The organism is Rhodothermales bacterium (assembly GCA_039944855.1).
Lineage (GTDB): Bacteria > Bacteroidota > Rhodothermia > Rhodothermales > JANQRZ01 > JBBSMX01.
In genome coordinates this window covers 73,243-91,992 of sequence record JBDUXZ010000001.1, presented here as the reverse complement: position 1 = coordinate 91,992, position 18,750 = coordinate 73,243, and the positions used below count along the sequence as shown (strand labels likewise).

Sequence of the window (18,750 nt, the reverse complement as noted above, 5' to 3'; positions counted from 1 at the left end):
CTACGACGGGGACTACGGCCTCCTCGAGCTCCCGGTGACGGTGGCGGCCGACGGGGTGTACACCCTCTCGCTGCTGCAGGAGAACGACGGGTCGGCGCCGGACCCCGACTTCATCAACTTCTTCATCGACGACGTCTCCCTTACCCCCTCGACCGGCGCCATCTCCATCGCTGAAGCCCGCGCGGCGGGCGTCGGCGAAACCGTCACGATCGAAGGCATCGTCACGCGGGCCAAGGGCGCCTTCGCCTACATCCAGGACGAGACGGCCGGCCTCGCCATCCGTCAGCCCTCCGGCGCCTTCTTCGACGACGTCGCCGCCGGCACGATCACGGAAGGCACCGAGCTGCTGATCACCGGGACCCTCTCCGAGTTCCGCGGCCTCCTCCAGATTAACGAGGCCGACCTCGCGAGCTACGAAATCCTCGGCCAGGGCGATGCCCCGGACCCGCAGGACATCACGCTCGACGAGCTCATCAACAACGGGGAAGAGTACGAGTCGGAGCTCGTCATGGTCGCCGGCCTGTCGACGGACGCCACCGGCACCTTCGCCGCTGCTACGTCCTACGACGTGAGTGACTCGACGACGCCGCTCTCCGACAACAACATCCTCCGCGTGCCGAACGCGGCCGATTCGGACATCGACGGCACGGACATCCCCGCCGACCAGTTCATCTTCACCGGCGTCGTCGGGCAGTTCGACGCGACCGCTCCCGAAGATGAGGGCTACCAGCTCCTCGCCATTGAGGAGTCGGACATCGAGGCCGGCCCGCCGCCGGTCGACGAGGCCATCCACGACACGGGCCTCGTTCAGTTCGAGGTCTATGACGACGGCAACCTCGGCACGGTCAGCCCCGCTCCGTTCGCCGGCCAGGGCTTCGTCTTCGACGGCGTGAACGCCAGCGGCAACGGCGGCCTCTTCGCCGCGACCTTCCTCGTGGGCCAGAGCCCAGACCAGGTCTCGGGCACGGCGTACGAGTCCGGCGACTGGGTGACCACGTCGCCCCTCTTCGTCGCCGATCCGCCGGAGGACTTCGACCAGGCGTTCGAGACGTCGTACGATGACAGCGGCGCCCCCCTCCCCATCGGTCTGGAGATCGAGCAGTTCTCGTATTCCAGCACGGAGGCCGGCCGCGACGGCTTCGTCATCATCGAGTTCGACGTCGAGAACACCACCGAGGGCGACCTCGAGGATCTCTACGTCGGCATCTTCGCCGACTGGGACGCCGGCTCGGCGATCGCCAACCTCGGCGATTACGACGAGGAGACGAGCACGCTATACGTCTTCGACGACGAATTCGGTGGGGACTCGAACTACTACGGCGTCACCGCGCTCGACGACAACGTCTCCGGCTACAACCTCGACGCGGGCGGAGGTGCGAACCCGACGGACGAGGATGTCTACAACAGCATGACGACGTTCTTCCCCATCCCGCAGTTGGTGGGGGACCGCCGCACCGTGATCGGCGTCGGCCCCTACGACATCGCGGCTGGGGATACGGAAACGGTCCGCTTCGCCTTCGTCGGCGGCGAGGACCTCGACGGCCTCATCGCGAACGCGCGCGTCGCCCAGGGCGGCGGTGTCGATGTGGAGGCGAGCACGCCGGACGGCACGTTCGTCCTCGAGTCCGCATACCCGAACCCGTTCGCTTCGGCGACGACGATCGGCTTCACGCTGCCGAGTGCGCAGGACGTTACGCTCACGGTCTACGACGTCCTCGGCCGCCGCGTCGCGACGCTCGTCGACGGCGTGCGGCAGGCGGGCGAGCAGACCGTTCGCTTCGACGCCTCGTCGCTCCCGAGCGGGATGTACTTCTACCGCCTCGAGGCGGGTGGCACGCAGCTGACGCAGCGGGTCACGGTCATCCGCTAAAGCGGACCCGTTCGTAGCGCAGCACGAGGCCCCGCCGGGTTATCCCGGCGGGGCCTCTTTTTTTATCTCGCTGCGGGACGGCTACCGATAGGTGTACTGCGCGATGTCCGTCTCGTCGGTGCTGACTTCGACGACGTTGCCGCATTCGCGACAGCGGAACACGATTTCCTTCGGCGTGCCTGTCGTGCCGGTGAGGAAACGGAGGGCGCGCATACCGTAGCGCCGCTCGACCTGGACACGCTGGTGGGCGCGGTCGTGTGGGGGCGAGCACGTGCACGCCGAGGCTTGGGCCGCCGTCGATCCGTAATGAGGGACGGGCTGCACGACTGCCTCTTCAGTCCTCGACCCGACGACGGCGCGCCGCGCTGCGACGCTACCGGAAGGCGGTGCGAAGAGGACGAGTTGCGCTTCGCGGACGGCCTGCGACTCCTCCCGTTCGAAGAGGTAGTAATCCAGGGAGAGCCGTCCCGAACCGTGGAAGAACAGCACGACGAGGAGGAACAGCACGAGTGCGGAGAACTCCAGCGACTGCCCCGCTGCGAGCAGACCGTCGTTGAGGTGGACGAAGAATACGGCGCCGACGAGGACCGGGATTTGCACGAGGGCGGCCACCCGCGTCAGCAGACCGAAGGCGAGGAGGAGCCCGCCTCCGAGATGGACGAGCGCGACGTAATGGACGAGCGCGGCCGACGCGAACGACGACTCGCCCGCCCCGGCCAACAGCCCCACGAGCACCGATGCGTCCGTGATGAAGAGCCACCCGCGCACGAAGAGCCCGATGCCGAGGTAGATGCGGATGAGGTCGACCGTGACGTCACGGTACGTGTCGGTCCATTCGATGAGGCGGTGCGTGGTGGCGGCCATGACGGGAGGGAGGCGAGGGAAAGGGCAGGAGCGCGGGCTCCAAGCGCCTGCGCTTCCACGTCTTACCACCTCGCCCGCAAGGGGTTCAGCCTAACCCCTTACCTGTCTCCCCTCCCCTCGCCTGTTTCGCCCCTTCCGGTCGGGGGCGTGGCGAGCGGGGTCCGCACCGATATCGCTCAATACCGCAGCAGCGCCGCCACCCCGCCGACCTCGGTCAGCCCGTCGAAGGGGTCCACGAAGTCGGCTTCGGCCCCGGTGCGCGCGAGCGTCTCTATGAGTTCGTTGACGTAATCGACGACGAAGACGTCGCTGCTGCCGCAGCGCTGGCACGTATCGGGCGTGCCGTATACGAGGTGCTCGCAGTCCCGGCACTTCGTCCCCTTCAGCTTCGCCTCGCGGTCGATGAGCGCGACTTCGACGCGGGCCTGCTGCGCCGCGCTCAACACCTTCTGCGCGCCGACGACGGCGAGGCCGCCGGTGAGGTAGCCCTCGCGGACCCGGTCCCACAGCGCCTGCTCGCTCGCCCGCTCGCCCTCGAAATAGACCGCGAAGGCCTCCTTCAACACAGCCGAGGTATTCCCGACATCGACCGACCGCTCGCCGACCAGCCGGTCCCGCAGCGGCGTGGCGAGGTGCTCTTCGACGGCCTGCATCGCCTCTTGTGATCCGAGGAGAACGAGCCGCTCGAACCCCTCCTCATCGTAGAGATCGCGGACCGTCTCGGCGACTTCGGCGGCGTACTGGCTCAGCTCTTTCTCGCGGCGACGGGCGTAGCGCTTCTGCGACCAGCCGCCTTTCTTCACGGCGTTCTTGACGTCCCCCTTCACCCGGTCCCCGTCCCCCACGACGGCAGCGTGGACGAAGTAGACCTTCGCTTCAGCGTTGTCCACGACGACGACGGCAAAGTCTTCGTACTCGTCTTGAAGTTCGGCGAGCGGACGGATGTACGGCGACGAGCCCATCCACACTTTGTCCGGGACCGCGACCGTCAGCGGCAGCGTCTTCGCCACGTCGAGGGCCCAGCAGACGAAGACGGCGACGGACGGCGTGTCGAAGCTCAAACCATCAAGGAGGGGCTGGAGCAGCTTCACGTTCTGCTCGAAGTGTTCGAGCTCGGTCGCGTTGCCGCCGAGGAGAGAGCGGATCGAGCGGAACTGCTGGTCGAGGGCGCGCACGCTCTCGGGGCTGGAGAGGTAGAGCGTGAGGAAGGCGCGTTCCGGCCCTTCGAGGTCAGCGAAGGTCTTGAGGTCGAGGTCGGCGAACGTGAGGTCCACGGCAGAGGGGAGATGAGCGGGAGGAGAGAAAGGCCGGCTGATACGTCCCCCCCACCCACCGGTTCGCTCCGACGCAAAAAGGGCGGCGATCCGCGATGGATCGCCGCCCCGAACCCGAACGGATGAACCGTTTAGGCTTCTTTCTCTTCTTCCTCAGCCTCCTCAGCGACGGACTCGGCGTCGTCACCGGTGACGGTGGCGTCAGCCTCGCCCATTTCGGCGGAGGCGCCGTCTTCGTCCTCGTCGTCGGAGCCAGTGGCGTCGGCGACGGCTTCGTCGGCGGGCTCGTCCATCATCTCGGGCGCTGCACCAGCCTCGCCCTCGATCATGTCCTTGTCCGTGCTCGCTGTCGCGTCTTCCGGGCCGACTTCGACAGCCTCTTCGGGCTCGGAAGCCGCTTCCTGCGCTTCCATCTTCGCCTTCAGCGCTTCGAGGCCGCTGAGCTCGCCGATCGTGGCCGGGCCACGGGCTTCGCTTTGGAACTGCTGCACGGCCTTCCGCTCTTCCCGCTGCACCGCCGACTTCTCAGCGCGCTCCTGGTTCTTCTCGGCGCGCTCGGCCGCCATGCGGCGGGCGGTCTCCGAGAGGATGATGTCGCGGCTGGAACGGTCGAGGCGGATGACGCGGAGCTCGAGCGTCTCGCCCTCGCGGTACGCGTCCATCGGGTCGCCGGGGCGCTCGAGGTGGCTGGCCGGGACGAAGCCCGGGGCCTCCAGCGGCATCTCGACGCGGATCCCGTCCGACGTGACCTCGGTGACGACGGCCGTCGTGTCGGAGTTCTCCTCGTACGCCGTGGCGTACTGCTGCCACGGGTCGGTCTGGACCTGCTTGTGACCGAGCGAGAGGCGGCGCTGCGCCACGTCGATGTCGAGGATCTGGATGTCGAGCTCCTGCCCCTTCTTCACCACTTCGGAGGGGTGCTTGATCCGCTTCGTCCACGAGAGGTCCGAGACGTGCACGAGCCCGTCGATCCCCGCCTCGATCTCGACGAAGGCGCCGAACGAGGTGATGTTGCGGACGATGCCCGTCGCCGTCTGGCCGACGGAGAAGCGGTCGAGGATGCCTTCCCACGGGTCGGCTTCGAGCTGCTTCATCCCGAGGGAGATCTTCTTGTCCTCGGTGTCGATGTTGAGCACCTTCACGTCGACGATCTGCCCGAGCTGCACCTTCTGGGTGGGGTGCTTGATGTGCTCGGTGTAGCTCATCTCGGAGATGTGGACGAGGCCCTCGATGCCCTTCTCGAGCTCGACGAACGCGCCGTAGTCCGTGATGGACACCACGCGGCCCTGGACCGTCTGGTTCTCGGCGAACCGCTCCTCGATGTTCTCCCACGGGTGCGGGAGGAGTTGCTTGAGGCCGAGCGAGATCCGCTGCCGCTCCTTCTCGTAGTTGAGCACGACGACGTTGAGCTTCTGGTCGAGCTCGACGACTTCGCTCGGGTGGCCGACGCGGCCCCACGAGAGGTCGGTGATGTGGAGGAGGCCGTCCACGCCGCCGAGGTCGATGAAGACACCGAAGTCGACGATGTTCTTGACGATGCCCTCGAGCACCTGCCCGACTTCCATCGAGTCGAGGATCTTCGTCCGCTGCGCCTCGAGGTCCTTCTCGATGAGCGCCTTGTGGCTGACGACGACGTTGCCGTTCGCCGCGTTGATCTTGACGACCTTGTACTCCATCGTCTTCCCGAGGTACGCGTCGAAGTCCCGCACGGGGCGGACGTCGATCTGCGAGCCGGGGAGGAACGCCTCGGCGCCGAGGAGGTCGACGATCATGCCGCCCTTGATCCGGCGGATGATCGTGCCCTCGATGATGCCCTCGGTCTCGTGGGCCTCTTCGATCTTCTGCCAGCGGCGGAGGTCGTCGGCCTTGGTTTTGGAGAGGACGAGCTGGCCGTAGCGGTCTTCGAGACGCTCGAGGAACACGCCGACTTCCTGCCCGATCTCGAGGTCGAGGTCGAACTCGTTCTTCGAGACGATGCCGTCGGACTTGAACCCGATGTCGATGACGATTTCTTTCTCGCCGATCGACGCGATGCGGCCCATGACGATCTCGCCCTCGGTGACTTCGGTCATCGAGCGCTCGTACATCTCCATGAGCGCGTCGTCCTTGTCCTCGGGCTCGTCGGGGTCCGTGCGGTTCTCGTACTGCTCGAGCTCAGCGAGGGAGATCACCTTGCCCTGGATCTCGCCGGTATAGCCGTAGGAGCCACCGGTGTAGCTCAGCTCGTCGCGGCTCTCGACGGCGACAGGGGCTTCGGGATCGACGGTCTCGGCGCTGCCGGTGATGCGCTCGGCGACGGACTCGGCGGCTTCGGCGACGGCATGCGCTGCGCCGGAGGTGGCCTTCTTCGCCGCGTCGACGGCTTCGTCAAGGAGGCGCTTGGCGCCTTCCGTCGCGTCTTCGACAGCGTCCTCAACGGCGTCTTCCGCCGCGTCGACGACGCGCTCGACGGCGTGGCGGGCTTTGTCGATCAGGGATTCTCCCTCGGCGCCCTCTTCGTCAGCGGCGTCGTCGGAGGAAGCGGTGGCGGCCGGGGCGGCGTCCGCGGGGTCTGCCTGGTCGAGCGTCGTGGGGCCGTCGTCGCTCGGGGCGTCGTTGACCTGTTCTTCGCTCTGCGTCTTGGTGTCCAGCTCTTCAGCCATGGGGTTGGGTTAAGGGTAATGACCGCGCCGTAAGCGTCGAGAGGCGGCCATTCAGGGGTTTGGTGAGGGATTCCCCGCCGGGCCGGCGTCTCGCGCGCGCGACCGGGCAGGCTTCGTTATGAAGTTTATGATTTGGTTGAGGTTGGCCGCTCGGGCGCGGCCGGACCCACTTGTACGGGCGAACCCGCGCTCCGTTCTCTGATGAGCGCGACGACGCGCTGCACTTGGTCGTCGATGCTGAGACCGGTTGTGTCGAGCGTGACGGCGTCGGCGGCCTGCCGCAGCGGCGAGGCCTCGCGCGTGGCGTCGCGGGCGTCGCGCTCCGCGATCTCGTCGGAGACGGCGTTGAGGGACACGGTCGCGCCCTTCGCCGTCAGTTCCCGGTGGCGGCGCTCGGCGCGCTCCTCCGGGTTGGCGACCATGTACACCTTCACTTCGGCCTCGGGGAAGACGACGGTGCCGATGTCGCGGCCTTCCATCACGACGCCGCCGCCCTGCTGCATCTCGACGCGGGCGATCCGGCGCTGCTCTTCGACGAGGCGGACGCGGACGGCCGGGAACGTGCTGACGCGGCTCGCGGCTTCGCTGGCCTCGGGTGTGCGAATGCGCTCCGTCACGTCCTCGCCGTTGAGGTACGCCACGAGCCCCTCTTTCCCCATCTTCAGGTCCAACTCGAGCTTGCCGAGCAACTCGTCGGCGTCAGCCTCGGTGAACGCCGTATCGCTGTCGAGGAACGCGAGCCCGACGGTGCGGTACATCGCCCCGGTGTCGAGGTACAACCATCCCATCGCGTCGGCGACGCGCTTGGCGGTGGTGCTCTTTCCCGAGCCGGCGGGGCCGTCGATGGCTACGATCACGCGGAGACGGAGGGGGGAATGTGGGGCGGATAGAGAATTTCTAAGGTACAGGCGATTCCCTGTCCGCTCCAAGCGTTAACGCCATGTTCACTCCCGCCCCACGACGGCCACGGCGCGCCCGCTAGTTCCCCACGTCCCGGCGCACGATCGTGATGTCCGACGGGTACGTGATCGGCCCGATCGGCGTGGTGATCGTCGGGCGAGCGCGGAGCGCGATCTCTTTCGTTCCCTGCCCCGACACGGCGGCGGCGAGTTCGACGATGTCCTGAATGTTGCGCCCGACGAACCGCACGAGGTCGAGCTCCATCGTGATCGGGATGTCGACCTTAGCGCCGGGCGCGATCACGCGCTCGTCGTTGAAGATGCCGCTGATCGTCTCCGTCTCGTCGAGGAAGAGCGTCCAATCAAGCTGGACGAGGCGGGCGGCGACGCTGTTGCTCGCCGGGTTCTCCGCACCGACGTGGAGCGTAAACGAGAGCGGCGCTTCGCCCCGCGCGATCGCAGCGGCGAGCCGAGCCACGTCGCGCCCACCGAGGTCGTCGTACGACTGGAGCCGCTGGACGTCGACGCCGGCGAGGTTCGCGTTCGATACGCGGTCGATGTCGAAGTCGACGTTGCGAAGGTTCGCGATCTCTTGAAGCGTGGCGCAGCTCCCGAGGGCGAGCGGCAGGACGAGCGCGAGGGACAGCACGGCGATACGGTGGAGATGAGGCATCGGTCGATGGGATCGTTGGAAGGGCAGGATCGGGCAGGGAGGAGACGCGGCAACGGGCGATAAGGTATCATGCGAACGCCCAATGCCGCCTCCCCTTCACGCCCCGCCCGTGCGAAAGCTCCCCGCCGACGAAATCCAACGCCCCTCCCCCGCCGCGCTGGAATCCCTCCCTCGCCACCCCGTCGACGTCGTGCTCGACAACATTCGCTCGGCGTACAACGTCGGCTCGATCCTGCGCACGGCCGACGCCGCCGGCGTCCGCCACGTGTACATCACCGGCTACACGCCGCCCCCTGACCACCACCGCGTCGCCAAAACGGCCCTCGGCGCCGAGCACACCGTGCCGTGGACGCACGCCCCCGACCCGCTCGCGCTCCTCGACCGACTCCGCGCCGACGGCGTTACGCTCGCGGCCCTCGAACAGACAGACACACCCACGGACATCGGAGCGATCACGCGTGCCCAGTTTCCGCTCGCCTTCGTGCTCGGCAATGAAGTCAAGGGCGTGCAGCAGGCCATCCTCGACCGGTGCGACCTCGCGCTCGAGATCCCGCAGTATGGGGCCAAGCACTCGCTCAACGTCTCCGTCGCCTTCGGCATCGCCGCGTTCGGTCTCGTCGAGCGGTGGCGTGCGAGCGGCTAGCGCACGCTCACCCCGAGGCGCCGAGGCGCGGGTCGATCTCGAATGCGCTCGGCTCGTCGATCTCGACATCTCCGAAGTTCGGGTGGGCAGAGTTGAGAACGTAGTTGCGCGCCGAGCGGACGACGGCACTCGGCACGTCGAGCACTACTGAGCGCTGTTCCTCGACCCACCGCCGCCCGATCTCCTGGGTCGGAGCCGGCCACGGGAAGCGCCACCACGAGGCCGGCAGCGGGCCGTATGCGTCTTCGACCCGGAGCACCAGGCTCTCGTCGAACCGTGACGGGACCACGACGAGGTCCATCGTCAGCAAGCGTGGGCGCTCGACGTGGACAAGCACTTCGAGCAGGGCGACGGCCGCCGACTCGGTGGCGTAGACGAGCGGGAGCCCGGCGCGGTGCCAGCGGCCATCGACACGGAGCGCGCCCGCACCAGAGTACGCCGTCTCCTCGTAGCGGCGCTGCGTGAGCCGCACCGCCTCGCGCATCGCCATCAGGCCGCGACGTTGTGCTGGATCACGGCGAGCATCTCCCGCACGGCCTGCAACCCCGGCTCGGTATCGGCGTGGCGCAATGGGGTCTCGCCGCCGAGAAGCGCCTTCGGCGTCGTCAACCACTCCCGCGCCTCGGTCTCGTGCCCATCGAAAGCGTCGACGGTGTCGCTCACGAGGCGTTCGAGCCGGACGAGCCGGTCGCTCTCGGCCTGCGTCAGCCGGCCTTCGGCGTGGCGGCGGGCGAGCGTGCGCTCGCTGATGAGGAGGAGCCCGGCAGCTTCGGCCAGCGTCAGCCCGAGCGCGGCGACGAGGTGGTTCAGCTTGCGGTACGGGAGGCCCTGCCGGACGGCAGACGGATCGTACCGGATATCGGTCGGCAGGGACGGAGGCATGGCAGCGGGCAGTCGAGTGAGAGACTTTACTACCGCCGCATGACAGAGCTGTTCCGGCATATGGCAGCAACGCTCCTACCGCTACAGCCTCCGCTCCGTGCCGGGGTTATCCCGCACCGTCCCGCCGACCACGAGCGCAGCCGAAATGATGACGAGGTTTTTGATGATGTATTGCCCTTCCAGCGTCAGCCCGAACGGGAAGTCGGTGAAGCACACGTCGGGCAGCAAAACGAGCGGGAGGAACGTGCCCGGCATCTGGAGAAAGAGGAGAAAAATGGCGACGCGGATGAGCGGCCGGATCAGGAGGAACAGCCCAATCACCATTTCCCAAACGCCGAGAAATGGAAAAAACCACGCGGGGTCGACGAAGTAGACCGTGTTCTTGACGAGCTCCTCGGCGGGGCTCATGCCGGGGAACAGCTTCAGCGCGCCGAACCAGATGAACACGATCCCGACGGTCCACCGCAGTGCGACCACGCCGTACTTGGTCATGAATCCGGCGATGTGCCGGTCGATCCGGTCGAAAAGGGAGTCAGACATGGGAATGGGAGTTCCGGGTTAGGCGCCGAATTCGCCCCACACTGCGCGGAGCCGGTGGGAGATCTCGCCGACGGTGGCGTACTGCTCGACAGCGTGAAGATGATCGCGTCCTGCGTTCCCCCATCCCCGGGCCCCGCGTTACCAATGCCCGTTCGCCGAGCCGCTCCAACGACGGCGCCGCGAACGGCTTCAGCGTGTGGAGGAGTCCTGTGAGTTTGTGTAGTGCTTGTGGTCGGTGATGGTCGTTGGGCTATTCAAGTTTTAAAAATGGAATTCCGGTGTTGCCACGTCACGCGACGCGACGCCGCCGGACGATCAGAGGTCAGCTAGCGCACCACCGTCACGCGCTGCGTCGCCACGGAGGAGCCGGCGGTCATCCGCACGAGGTAGGTCCCCGGCGCGAGCGACGAGGCCTCGAGCGCCACTTCGTAGCGGCCTGCCTCCATCGGCGTGTCGGCGAGTACCGCCACCGTCCGGCCGAGCACATCGTAGACCACCACCCGTACGGCTGTCGCATCCGGCACCTCTAACACGAACGTGGCTGAGTCCCGGAGCGGGTTCGGATACGCTGCGCCGAGAGCAAGCACCGCCGGCACCGCAACGCCCTCCGCCGCCGTCGGCGCAAGTATCTCAAGTTGTGCGACGAAAACGTCGAGGCCGCCATTGAAACTCGTGTCGTAAGCGCCCGTCGTTGCAGGGAATCCCTCGCTCACTGTCCTCCCGATTACTACGACCGTTCCCTCGGTACCCAGCGCTACGGCGAACGCTTCATCGGTGTCCGTTCCACCCAGGAAGGTAGAATGGGCAAGGGCGCTCCCATCGGGGGAAAGCCGCGCCACAAACGCGTCTTGCCCCCCATTGTAGCTCGGGTCAGAGGCGTCGTCCGTAGAAGGGAGGCTTGCACTCCTCGTGTATCCCGCCACCGTCGGGGCCCCGTCCACTCCCAGCACCACACTGTAGCCACGGTCTTCACTCAATCCGCCAAAAAACGTGGAATAGACGAGGGCGCTCCCGTCCGACGTGATCTGCGTGACGAACGCGTCTGAGAACCCACCGTTGTAGCTCGTATCAAAGGCACGAGACGTTGCCGGGAAGTCCTCACTCTGGGTCCACCCCACTACGGTCGCGGCCCCATCTACCCCCACCGCCACAGCATTGCCAACATCGAGGTTCAACCCGCCGAGAAACGTCGAAAAGGCGAGGGCGGAGCCGTCGGGAGAGAGCCGGGTCACGAACACGTCGCGGTCGCCGTTGTGGGTGCGGTCATAGGCACCAGCGGTCGTGGGAAAGCCTGCACCGGCCGCATTCCCGACCACCGTTGCGGACCCGTCTACCCCCACCGCTACGGATGTGGCATGCTCCTCACTCGGCCCGCCGAGGAAGGTCGAGTAAACCAGCGTACTCCCGTCAGGAGAGAGTCGCGTGACGAACGCGTCGAAGATGCCGTTGTGGCTCGGATCGTAGGCACTGGTGGTGGTAGGGAATCCGAAACCGGGAGTAGATCCCACCACGGTTGCCGATCCGTCCGCTCCTAATGCTACGGCGTCACCGTAATCCTCACTCGACCCGCCGAGGAACGTGGCGTAGGTCAGGGCATCGCCGTCGGGCGCGAGCCGCGCAACGAACACGTCGAACATGCCACCGTTGTAACTCGTGTCGAACGCGTCGGTTGTGGTGGGAAAGTCTGTGCTCCGGGTCCACCCCGCTACTGTCGTCGACCCGTCCGCTGCCACTGCTACGTCGATGGCGTCTTCGATGTCCGAGCCGCCGAGGAACGTGGCGTAGGTGAGCGTGGTCCCGTCCGCAGACAACTGGGCGATGAACGCGTCGAGGTCGCCGTTGGGGCTCGGGTCATAAGCCCCCACCGTCATGGGAAAGCTAGAACTCGAGATGGTAGCCCCAACTACCGTCACGGCACCCCCCGGGCTCATCGCTACGGCATTCGCGCGGTCGTAACTCGTGCCGCCGAGGAAACTCGCCCAGATCAGCGGGTCCACGACGAGCGCTCGGCCCGGGTCCGCCTCCGCGTGAAACTCCACCGTCCCGTCAGCGCCTACCACGAACGTGCACTCAACCCTCTGGCGCTGCCCACCGGGCCCCTCGTGGTAGGCCAAGAGTCCCCGCTGCTCTACCGTCCCCAACGACGTCCCCATCTGTAGCGCACCTTCCGCTGTCACCTTCACTCCATCGGCTCCGTCAAGCCGGACTCGTACCTGCGAGAGGTCGGCCCCCGGCTCCAGCATAAGGTCGGTCGTAGCGCAAGAGGTCGCCATCCGCGTAGAGTCGGAGGTCTACGCCATCGTAGAGTTCGTCGAGAATCACCTCATCGTAGAGGGGGACTCGGCTCACCCAGCGCGAGGGGTCGTCGCCAAGGAAATAATTGTGGTAGGCGACGCGGCGGTTTCTTCCCTCAGCCTGGTCGGTGTTCGCCCCCTCGAAGCGCATTGCTACGACGTGACCACGACGGGTAGCCTCCGTCTCGGCAGGCCCTCGGCCGCCCACCCCCTGCCCTCGGCCAGGTACCGGCACTGTTTGCTCGACGCTATAGAAATCGTAGACGAAGCCGTCTTCCGTGATCCACACGTCGGCTCCGCCCAAGCGTGCACGGAATAGAACAGGGTCGGGCCACTGCCCCCGGTTCTCCACGAAGGCGACAACCCCAGCGTCCGCTACGACTGACCACTTCGCCTCCGCATCTAGAGCACCTGCACCCGCAGCGGAGACGAGCGGAGCGGCAAACTGGGCGAGTGACGGCGGCGCGAGGACGAGGAGAGAGGCTCCGCACAAAGCGATGAACGAGAACCAAGAATTACGGCTATCGCGGAGAGTCTTCATAATAACACCTCGCTAAGTGACACGGATAGAAAGGTAACGACTTGCTACAAAGGAACAAGAGAGAACCCCTCGTTCACCCGCTGAACTCGCCCCACACCGTGCGGAGCCGGTGCGAAATCTCGCCGACGGTGGCGTACTGCTCGACGGCGTGAAGGACATGAGGGACGAGGTTCTCGTCGCCGCGCGCGGCCGATTCGATGCGGTCGAGGGCGGCGGACCACGCCTGCTCGTCGCGGCGGGCACGGAGCGCGGCGAGCCGCTCGGATTGCTGCGCACGAATCTCGTCGCCGACGCGGAGCAGTTCCGGCACCCGCACGTCGTCCTCGACGAACGTGTTGACGCCGACGATGACCTGCTCCCCGCTCTCCACCGCGAGCTGCGCTGCGTACGCCGACTGCGCGATCTCATCCTGATAAAACCCCTGCTCAATGGCGGCCACCGCCCCGCCCAGTTCGTCGACCTTCGCGATCAGCCGCTCGGCCTCAGCTTCGAGGTCGGCCGTGAGCCGCTCGACGAAGAACGAGCCCGCGAGCGGATCGACGGTGTCGGTGACGCCGGTTTCGTGGGCGATGATCTGCTGCGTGCGGAGGGCGAGCCCGGCGGCCTCCTCGGTCGGCAGCGAGAGGGCTTCGTCGTAGCCGTTCGTGTGGAGGCTCTGTGTCCCGCCGAGCACGGCGGCGAGCGCCTGCAGCGTCACGCGCGCGACGTTGTTCATCGGCTGCTGCGCCGCGAGCGTCGAGCCCCCCGTCTGCGTGTGGAAGCGGCACTGCATCGCCTTCGGTTCTGTCGCGCCGAAGCGCTCGCGCATGATGCGCGCCCACAGCCGCCGCGCCGCGCGGAACTTGGCGACCTCCTCGAAGAAGTTGTTGTGGGCGTTGAAGAAGAACGAGAGCCGCTGCCCGAACACGTCCACGTCGAGCCCCGCCGCGAGGGCCGCCTCGACATACGCGATGCCGTTCGCGAGCGTGAACGCGAGCTCCTCGGCCGCCGTGCTCCCGGCCTCGCGGATGTGGTAGCCCGAGATCGAGATCGTATTCCAGCGCGGCACCTCGCGCGCGCACCACGCGAACGTGTCGGTGATAAACCGCATAGACGGGCGCGGCGGGAAGATGTACGTCCCGCGCGCGGCGTACTCCTTCAGGATGTCGTTCTGAATCGTGCCGCCGAGCCGGTCGAGGTCGGCCCCCTGCTTCTTCGCTACGGCGACGTAGAGCGCGAGGAGGATCGGCGCCGTGGCATTGATCGTCATGCTCGTCGTCACCTTCGCGAGCGGAATGCCGTCGAAGAGCCGCTCCATGTCGTCGAGCGAGTCGATCGCCACGCCGACCTTGCCGACCTCGCCCTCGGCCATGGCGTCGTCGGAGTCGTAGCCGATCTGCGTCGGGAGGTCGAAGGCTACGCTGAGCCCGCGGGCGCCCTGCCCGAGGAGGTAGTGATAGCGGGCGTTCGACTCCTCGGCGGTCGAGAAGCCGGCGTACTGGCGCATGGTCCAGAGCCGGTCGCGGTACATCCGGGGGTAGACGCCGCGCGTGAAGGGGTATTCGCCGGGCTCGCCGAGTCGCTCCGCGAGATCGGCCGGGAGGTCGTCGCGGTCATAGACGGGGTCGACGGCGAGGCCGCTGGAGGTGGTGCGCTCGGGGCGGTCGGTGGAGGTACTCATTGCAATAACGGCAAAGGACGAGAGAGGAGCCAGCGCTGGAATCTACGTCTCGTCACGCGGTCGCCCTTCGAAATCCGCGCGGAGGAGGCCGTAGAGCGCGCTGTCGCACCACTCGTCGTAGACCCACCACCGCTCGCGGAGCAGCCCCTCGCGCTGAAACCCGAGCCGTTCGAGCAGCCGCGCCGACGCTGCGTTGCGCGGGTCGAGTTCGGCCTCGACGCGGTGGAGCCCGATCCGCTCGAACCCGAACCGGAGGACGGCGCGCACGGCCTCGCCCGCGAGCCCCCGCCCCCACTTCGACGGGCTCAGCATGTAGCCCAGCTCCATCCGCCGATTCCGCTCGCTATACCCGGTCAGCGTCACCGTCCCGATCAGCTCGTCGGCGCCGGGCTCGGTGATGGCCCACTGGTAGAGCGTCCGCTCGGCGAACCCCTCGTCGATCGAGCGGAGGTACTCGACGGCCTGCGTCGGCGTCTCGAACGCCTCGTGGCTCCAGTAGCGCATCGCCCGCTCGTCGCCGAAAATGGCAAAGACGGCGTCGGCGTCGGTCGGACGGGGATGGCGGAGGCGGACACGCTCGGCGTCGAGGTCGGGCAGTCGGTCGCCGAAGAGGTCGGGGTCGGTCACGGGCGTCGCGGGCTGGAGGAGCGGTAAGGTACCTTAGGGCTTCGAGACACGCTGCCCCTCCGGCCCGCCTCCGAACCCTATGCCACGCCCCGAATCCGGCCTCGCGCCCGACGCCCGTCTCCGCGCCGAAATCGTCGCCGTCCTGCGCGGCGGTCACGCCCACGTCGACACGCGCACAGCCCTCGCCGACCTCCCAGCCGCCCGGGTCAATGACCGCCCCGACGGCTTCCCGCACTCGCTGTGGGACCTCGTCGAGCACCTGCGCATCGCGCAGCGCGACATCCTCGACTTCGCGCTCGACGCCGACTACGAAGCCCTCGCGTGGCCCGACGACTACTGGCCCGACGCCGACGCGACGCCTGCCGCGTGGGAGGCCGCGCGCCGCGCCTTCCTCGCCGACCTCGACGCCGTCGTCGCGCTCGTGGAGGACGAGGCCACGGATCCCCTCACCGAACTCGACCACGCGCCGGGATACACGATCTTGCGGCAGGCCCTCCTCGTCGCCGACCACAACGCGCACCATCTCGGCCAAGTCGTCGCCGTGCGCCGGGCGCTCGGGCTGTGGTGATCATCGCCGCAAGGGCGAACACGTAGGTTCGCCCCTACACCCGCCGGGTACCCGATCCGCGTATCCCGCACGATTCCCGCGATTCTCCACACCCTCGCCCGACTCGCATCACGGCGGCTGGGGTATCGTCTCCGTTCCTCTTCCGACAAACCCGCTGCCCTGTGGAGCCGACCTCCGAGCATCACGCTTCCAACTTCCTCCGGGACATCATCGCCGCCGACGTCGAAGCCGGCACGTACGGCGGCCGCGTCGTGACGCGCTTCCCGCCCGAGCCCAACGGCTATCCCCACCTCGGCCACGCGCAGTCGATCTGCCTCAACTTCGGCCTCGCACGCGAGTTCGGCGGCAAGACGAACCTCCGCTTCGACGACACGAATCCGGAGACCGAGCGGCCCGAGTTCGTCGCCGCGCTCGAGGACGCCGTCCGCTGGCTCGGCTTCGAGCCCGCCGAAGTCTGCTTCGCGTCGGACTACTTCGAGCAGTTCTACGAGTGGGCCGTCGACCTCGTCGAGAAGGGGCTCGCGTACGTCGACAGCCAGAGTGAGGACGAGATCCGCGCCGGCCGCGGCACCGTCACCGAGCCCGGCACGCCGAGCCCGTTCCGCGACCGCTCCGTCGAAGAGAACCTCCGCCTGCTCGACGAGATGCGGCGCGGCGAGCACCCCGACGGCAGCCACGTCCTCCGCGCGAAAATCGACACGGAGCACGGGCCCCTCGCGCACCCGAACATGAAGCTGCGCGACCCGCTGATGTACCGCATCCGCCGCGACGCCCACCACTACCGGCGCGGCGACGCGTGGAGCATCTACCCCCTTTACGACTGGGCCCATGGGCAGGGCGACGCCGTCGAAGGCGTCACGCACTCCATCTGCACGCTCGAGTTCGACGTCAACCGCCCGCTCTACAACTGGTACCTCGACGCCATCGGCATCCCCGAGCCGCGCAACCACCAGTACGAGTTCGCCCGATTCAACCTGGACTACACGGTGATGAGCAAGCGGAAGCTCCGGCGGCTCGTCGAGGAAGGCCATGTACGTGGGTGGGACGATCCGCGGATGCCGACGCTCGCCGCGCAGCGCCGCCGCGGCGTCCGGCCCGAGGCCATCCGGACGTTCTTCGACGAGATTGGCGTCACCAAAGTCAACGGGAGCGTGGACCTCGCCCGCTACGAGTACGCCGTCCGCAACGACCTCAACGCCGTCGCGCCGCGCGTCCTCGCCGTGACGGACCCGCTGAAACTCACGGTCGAGAACCTGCCCGAGGGCACGCAGTGGACCGACGCGCCGTACTGGCCGCACGACGTGACGCCGCCCGCCGATGCCCCCGCCACGCGCCGGCTCCCGCTCACGCGCGAGCTGTGGATCGAGCGCGACGACTTCGCCGAGGTGCCCCCGAAGGGCTGGAAGCGGCTCTCCCCCGGCGCCTCCGTCCGCCTCCGCCACGGCTACGTCATCACCTGCACCGACGTCGAGAAAGACGACGCCGGGAACGTCGTCGGCCTCCGCGCCACGGCCGACCTCGGCACATTTGACCCGGCGACGGGCGAGGGCGAAAACCCGACGGACCGGAAGGTCGGCGGCGTGATCCACTGGCTCAGCGCCGAGCACGCGCTCCCCGCCACGTTCCGGCTCTACGACCGGCTCTTCACCGATCCCGCGCCGGACACGTTCGAGGACTTCCTCGACGCGCTGAACCCCGTTTCACTCCTCGAGACCGACGGCTTCGTAGAGCCGAGCGTGGCCGACGATGCCGACGCCACGCGCTACCAGTTCGAGCGGCTCGGCTTCTTCTGGCGCGACCCCGAGGACAGCACGCCCGACGCCCGCGTCTTCAACCGCATCGTCGCCCTCAAAGACACGTGGGGACGGCAGACGAAGAACGCTGCGCCCAAACCGGCTGCCTCGAAGAAACCGACACCGCCCGCTCCGCCGGCAGCGCCACGCGATCCCGCCGCCGGGCTCACCGACGACGAGCGTACAGCGTACGACGCCCTCGTCGCGCGCGGCGTCGGCGAGGAAGAAGCCGCCGTACTTGCGTCCGACGCGGCGCTCGACGCGCTGTTCGACGCCACCGTCGCCGTCGGCGTCTCCGAGCGGGAGGCGTCCGTGCTCCTCGTCCACGAGCTACGCCCGGCGCTCGGAGGCCGTTCGCTCGCCGAGTCGGCGGCCACGCCGGAGGCGCTCGCCGACGTGCTCCGCCTCGTCGGGGCGCAGACGATCACGCGAACGGCGGCGAGCGAGGTAATCGCCGCGCTTGTCGACGAAGGCGGTGATGCAGAAGCCGTCGTCGAAGCCCGAGGGCTCGCGGCCGTGCGCGACGACGCGGCGCTCGCGCCGGACGTGGACGCCGTCCTCGCCGCCCACGCCGACGAGGTCGAGCGCTACCGAGCGGGCGAGACGCGGCTGCTGGGCTTCTTCACCGGCCAGGTCATGCGCCGCGCCCCGAAAGGCGCCGACGCGAAGGCCGTCCAGACCCTGCTGCGCGACCGGCTCGACGGCTGAGCTACGGCACGATCAGTTCGATCACGGCCCAGAGCCCGAAGAGCAGCGCCGTGAGCGCGCCGATGCGGGCGAGCGGCCCGTAGTCGCGCACCTGCCGATACACGAGCAGGCCGAGCATGGCCCCGACGAACGCGCTGAAGAACCCCGTGAACGCGAACGGGACCGTCGGCGCGGCGGCCGGGGCGAGCGTGAACATCAGCACGAGCCCGGGCAGGACCGCGAACGGCACGTTCGCCGCGTTGATCTGAAACAGTCCGTCGTCGCTCATCGGT

The 18,750-nt window shown here is 67.7% G+C and carries 16 protein-coding genes; 4 read left to right on the top strand and 12 right to left on the bottom strand.

Features of this window, described 5'->3' with window-relative positions; translation table 11 throughout:
• On the top strand, positions 1–1,870 hold a 1,870-nt coding region (locus ABJF88_00370; GenBank protein MEP0545364.1), incomplete at its 5' end, for a T9SS type A sorting domain-containing protein.
• 81 nt (positions 1,871–1,951) lie between these two features.
• Here ABJF88_00370 and ABJF88_00365 read toward each other — a convergent pair.
• From ABJF88_00365 to ABJF88_00345, 5 genes are all read right to left on the bottom strand, one after another.
• On the bottom strand, positions 1,952–2,734 hold the full coding sequence (locus tag ABJF88_00365; protein ID MEP0545363.1) for a DoxX family membrane protein: 783 nt from the start codon (positions 2,732–2,734) through the stop codon (positions 1,952–1,954).
• 176 nt (positions 2,735–2,910) lie between these two features.
• Positions 2,911–4,008 (bottom strand): Vms1/Ankzf1 family peptidyl-tRNA hydrolase, encoded by a 1,098-nt coding sequence (locus tag ABJF88_00360; GenBank protein MEP0545362.1) that lies wholly within the window; start codon positions 4,006–4,008, stop codon positions 2,911–2,913.
• Between the two features lie 131 nt (positions 4,009–4,139).
• A complete protein-coding gene (gene rpsA / locus ABJF88_00355) occupies positions 4,140–6,650 on the bottom strand; it encodes a 30S ribosomal protein S1 (protein MEP0545361.1) in 2,511 nt (836 codons plus the stop codon).
• Positions 6,651–6,775: 125 nt separating this feature from the next.
• A complete protein-coding gene (cmk, locus tag ABJF88_00350) occupies positions 6,776–7,507 on the bottom strand; it encodes a (d)CMP kinase (GenBank protein ID MEP0545360.1) in 732 nt (243 codons plus the stop codon).
• 121 nt (positions 7,508–7,628) lie between these two features.
• Entirely contained in the window at positions 7,629–8,222 is a 594-nt protein-coding gene (locus ABJF88_00345; GenBank protein MEP0545359.1) for a hypothetical protein, read from the bottom strand.
• A gap of 109 nt (positions 8,223–8,331) precedes the next feature.
• Between ABJF88_00345 and ABJF88_00340 the strand changes: the two genes are divergently transcribed.
• On the top strand, positions 8,332–8,865 hold the full coding sequence (locus tag ABJF88_00340; GenBank protein MEP0545358.1) for an RNA methyltransferase: 534 nt from the start codon (positions 8,332–8,334) through the stop codon (positions 8,863–8,865).
• 7 nt (positions 8,866–8,872) lie between these two features.
• On the opposite strand, the gene ABJF88_00335 is transcribed toward ABJF88_00340, so the two are convergent.
• The 6 genes from ABJF88_00335 to ABJF88_00310 all read right to left on the bottom strand — a co-directional run bounded on the left by ABJF88_00335 (position 8,873) and on the right by ABJF88_00310 (position 15,409).
• Positions 8,873–9,355, bottom strand: a complete 483-nt coding sequence (locus tag ABJF88_00335; protein MEP0545357.1) for an RES family NAD+ phosphorylase — start codon at positions 9,353–9,355, stop codon at positions 8,873–8,875.
• The gene (locus ABJF88_00330) at positions 9,355–9,747 is read right to left on the bottom strand and encodes an antitoxin Xre-like helix-turn-helix domain-containing protein (GenBank protein ID MEP0545356.1); all 393 of its coding nucleotides are present in this window, start codon (positions 9,745–9,747) and stop codon (positions 9,355–9,357) included. The genes ABJF88_00335 and ABJF88_00330 overlap by 1 nt, the downstream gene beginning before the upstream one ends.
• Positions 9,748–9,828: 81 nt before the next feature.
• Positions 9,829–10,287: a hypothetical protein gene (locus ABJF88_00325; GenBank protein MEP0545355.1), complete on the bottom strand. Its 459-nt coding sequence runs from the start codon at positions 10,285–10,287 to the stop codon at positions 9,829–9,831.
• A 326-nt stretch (positions 10,288–10,613) separates the two neighbouring features.
• The gene (locus ABJF88_00320; protein ID MEP0545354.1) at positions 10,614–12,560 is read right to left on the bottom strand and encodes a T9SS type A sorting domain-containing protein; all 1,947 of its coding nucleotides are present in this window, start codon (positions 12,558–12,560) and stop codon (positions 10,614–10,616) included.
• 635 nt (positions 12,561–13,195) lie between these two features.
• Complete coding sequence (locus ABJF88_00315; GenBank protein ID MEP0545353.1) at positions 13,196–14,782, bottom strand: methylmalonyl-CoA mutase family protein; 1,587 nt, start codon at positions 14,780–14,782, stop codon at positions 13,196–13,198.
• Positions 14,783–14,824: 42 nt separating this feature from the next.
• A complete protein-coding gene (locus ABJF88_00310; GenBank protein MEP0545352.1) occupies positions 14,825–15,409 on the bottom strand; it encodes a GNAT family N-acetyltransferase in 585 nt (194 codons plus the stop codon).
• A gap of 79 nt (positions 15,410–15,488) precedes the next feature.
• Here ABJF88_00310 and ABJF88_00305 point away from each other — a divergent pair, with 79 nt between their 5' ends.
• Both ABJF88_00305 and ABJF88_00300 read left to right on the top strand, forming a co-directional pair.
• Positions 15,489–15,977, top strand: coding sequence for a DinB family protein (locus ABJF88_00305; protein MEP0545351.1), 489 nt, complete (start codon positions 15,489–15,491; stop codon positions 15,975–15,977).
• 161 nt (positions 15,978–16,138) lie between these two features.
• Positions 16,139–18,478 carry a glutamine--tRNA ligase/YqeY domain fusion protein gene (locus ABJF88_00300; protein ID MEP0545350.1) on the top strand — a complete coding sequence of 780 codons (2,340 nt, stop codon included), beginning with the start codon at positions 16,139–16,141 and terminating at the stop codon, positions 18,476–18,478.
• Position 18,479: 1 nt separating this feature from the next.
• Here ABJF88_00300 and ABJF88_00295 read toward each other — a convergent pair whose 3' ends face one another.
• Positions 18,480–18,746: a hypothetical protein gene (locus ABJF88_00295; GenBank protein ID MEP0545349.1), complete on the bottom strand. Its 267-nt coding sequence runs from the start codon at positions 18,744–18,746 to the stop codon at positions 18,480–18,482.
• Positions 18,747–18,750 lie beyond the last annotated feature (4 nt).

Bases quoted from the DNA above. Each gene is read 5' to 3' on its own strand.
- ABJF88_00335 (MEP0545357.1), bottom strand. From the start codon at position 9,355: ATGGCGATGCGCGAGGCGGTGCGGCTCACGCAGCGCCGCTACGAGGAG.
- ABJF88_00320 (MEP0545354.1), bottom strand. From the start codon at position 12,560: ATGGCGACCTCTTGCGCTACGACCGACCTTATGCTGGAGCCGGGGGCC.
- ABJF88_00345 (MEP0545359.1), bottom strand. From the start codon at position 8,222: ATGCCTCATCTCCACCGTATCGCCGTGCTGTCCCTCGCGCTCGTCCTG.
- ABJF88_00295 (MEP0545349.1), bottom strand. From the start codon at position 18,746: ATGAGCGACGACGGACTGTTTCAGATCAACGCGGCGAACGTGCCGTTC.
- ABJF88_00365 (MEP0545363.1), bottom strand. From the start codon at position 2,734: ATGGCCGCCACCACGCACCGCCTCATCGAATGGACCGACACGTACCGT.
- ABJF88_00305 (MEP0545351.1), top strand. From the start codon at position 15,489: ATGCCACGCCCCGAATCCGGCCTCGCGCCCGACGCCCGTCTCCGCGCC.
- ABJF88_00315 (MEP0545353.1), bottom strand. From the start codon at position 14,782: ATGAGTACCTCCACCGACCGCCCCGAGCGCACCACCTCCAGCGGCCTC.
- ABJF88_00325 (MEP0545355.1), bottom strand. From the start codon at position 10,287: ATGTCTGACTCCCTTTTCGACCGGATCGACCGGCACATCGCCGGATTC.
- rpsA (MEP0545361.1), bottom strand. From the start codon at position 6,650: ATGGCTGAAGAGCTGGACACCAAGACGCAGAGCGAAGAACAGGTCAAC.
- ABJF88_00330 (MEP0545356.1), bottom strand. From the start codon at position 9,747: ATGCCTCCGTCCCTGCCGACCGATATCCGGTACGATCCGTCTGCCGTC.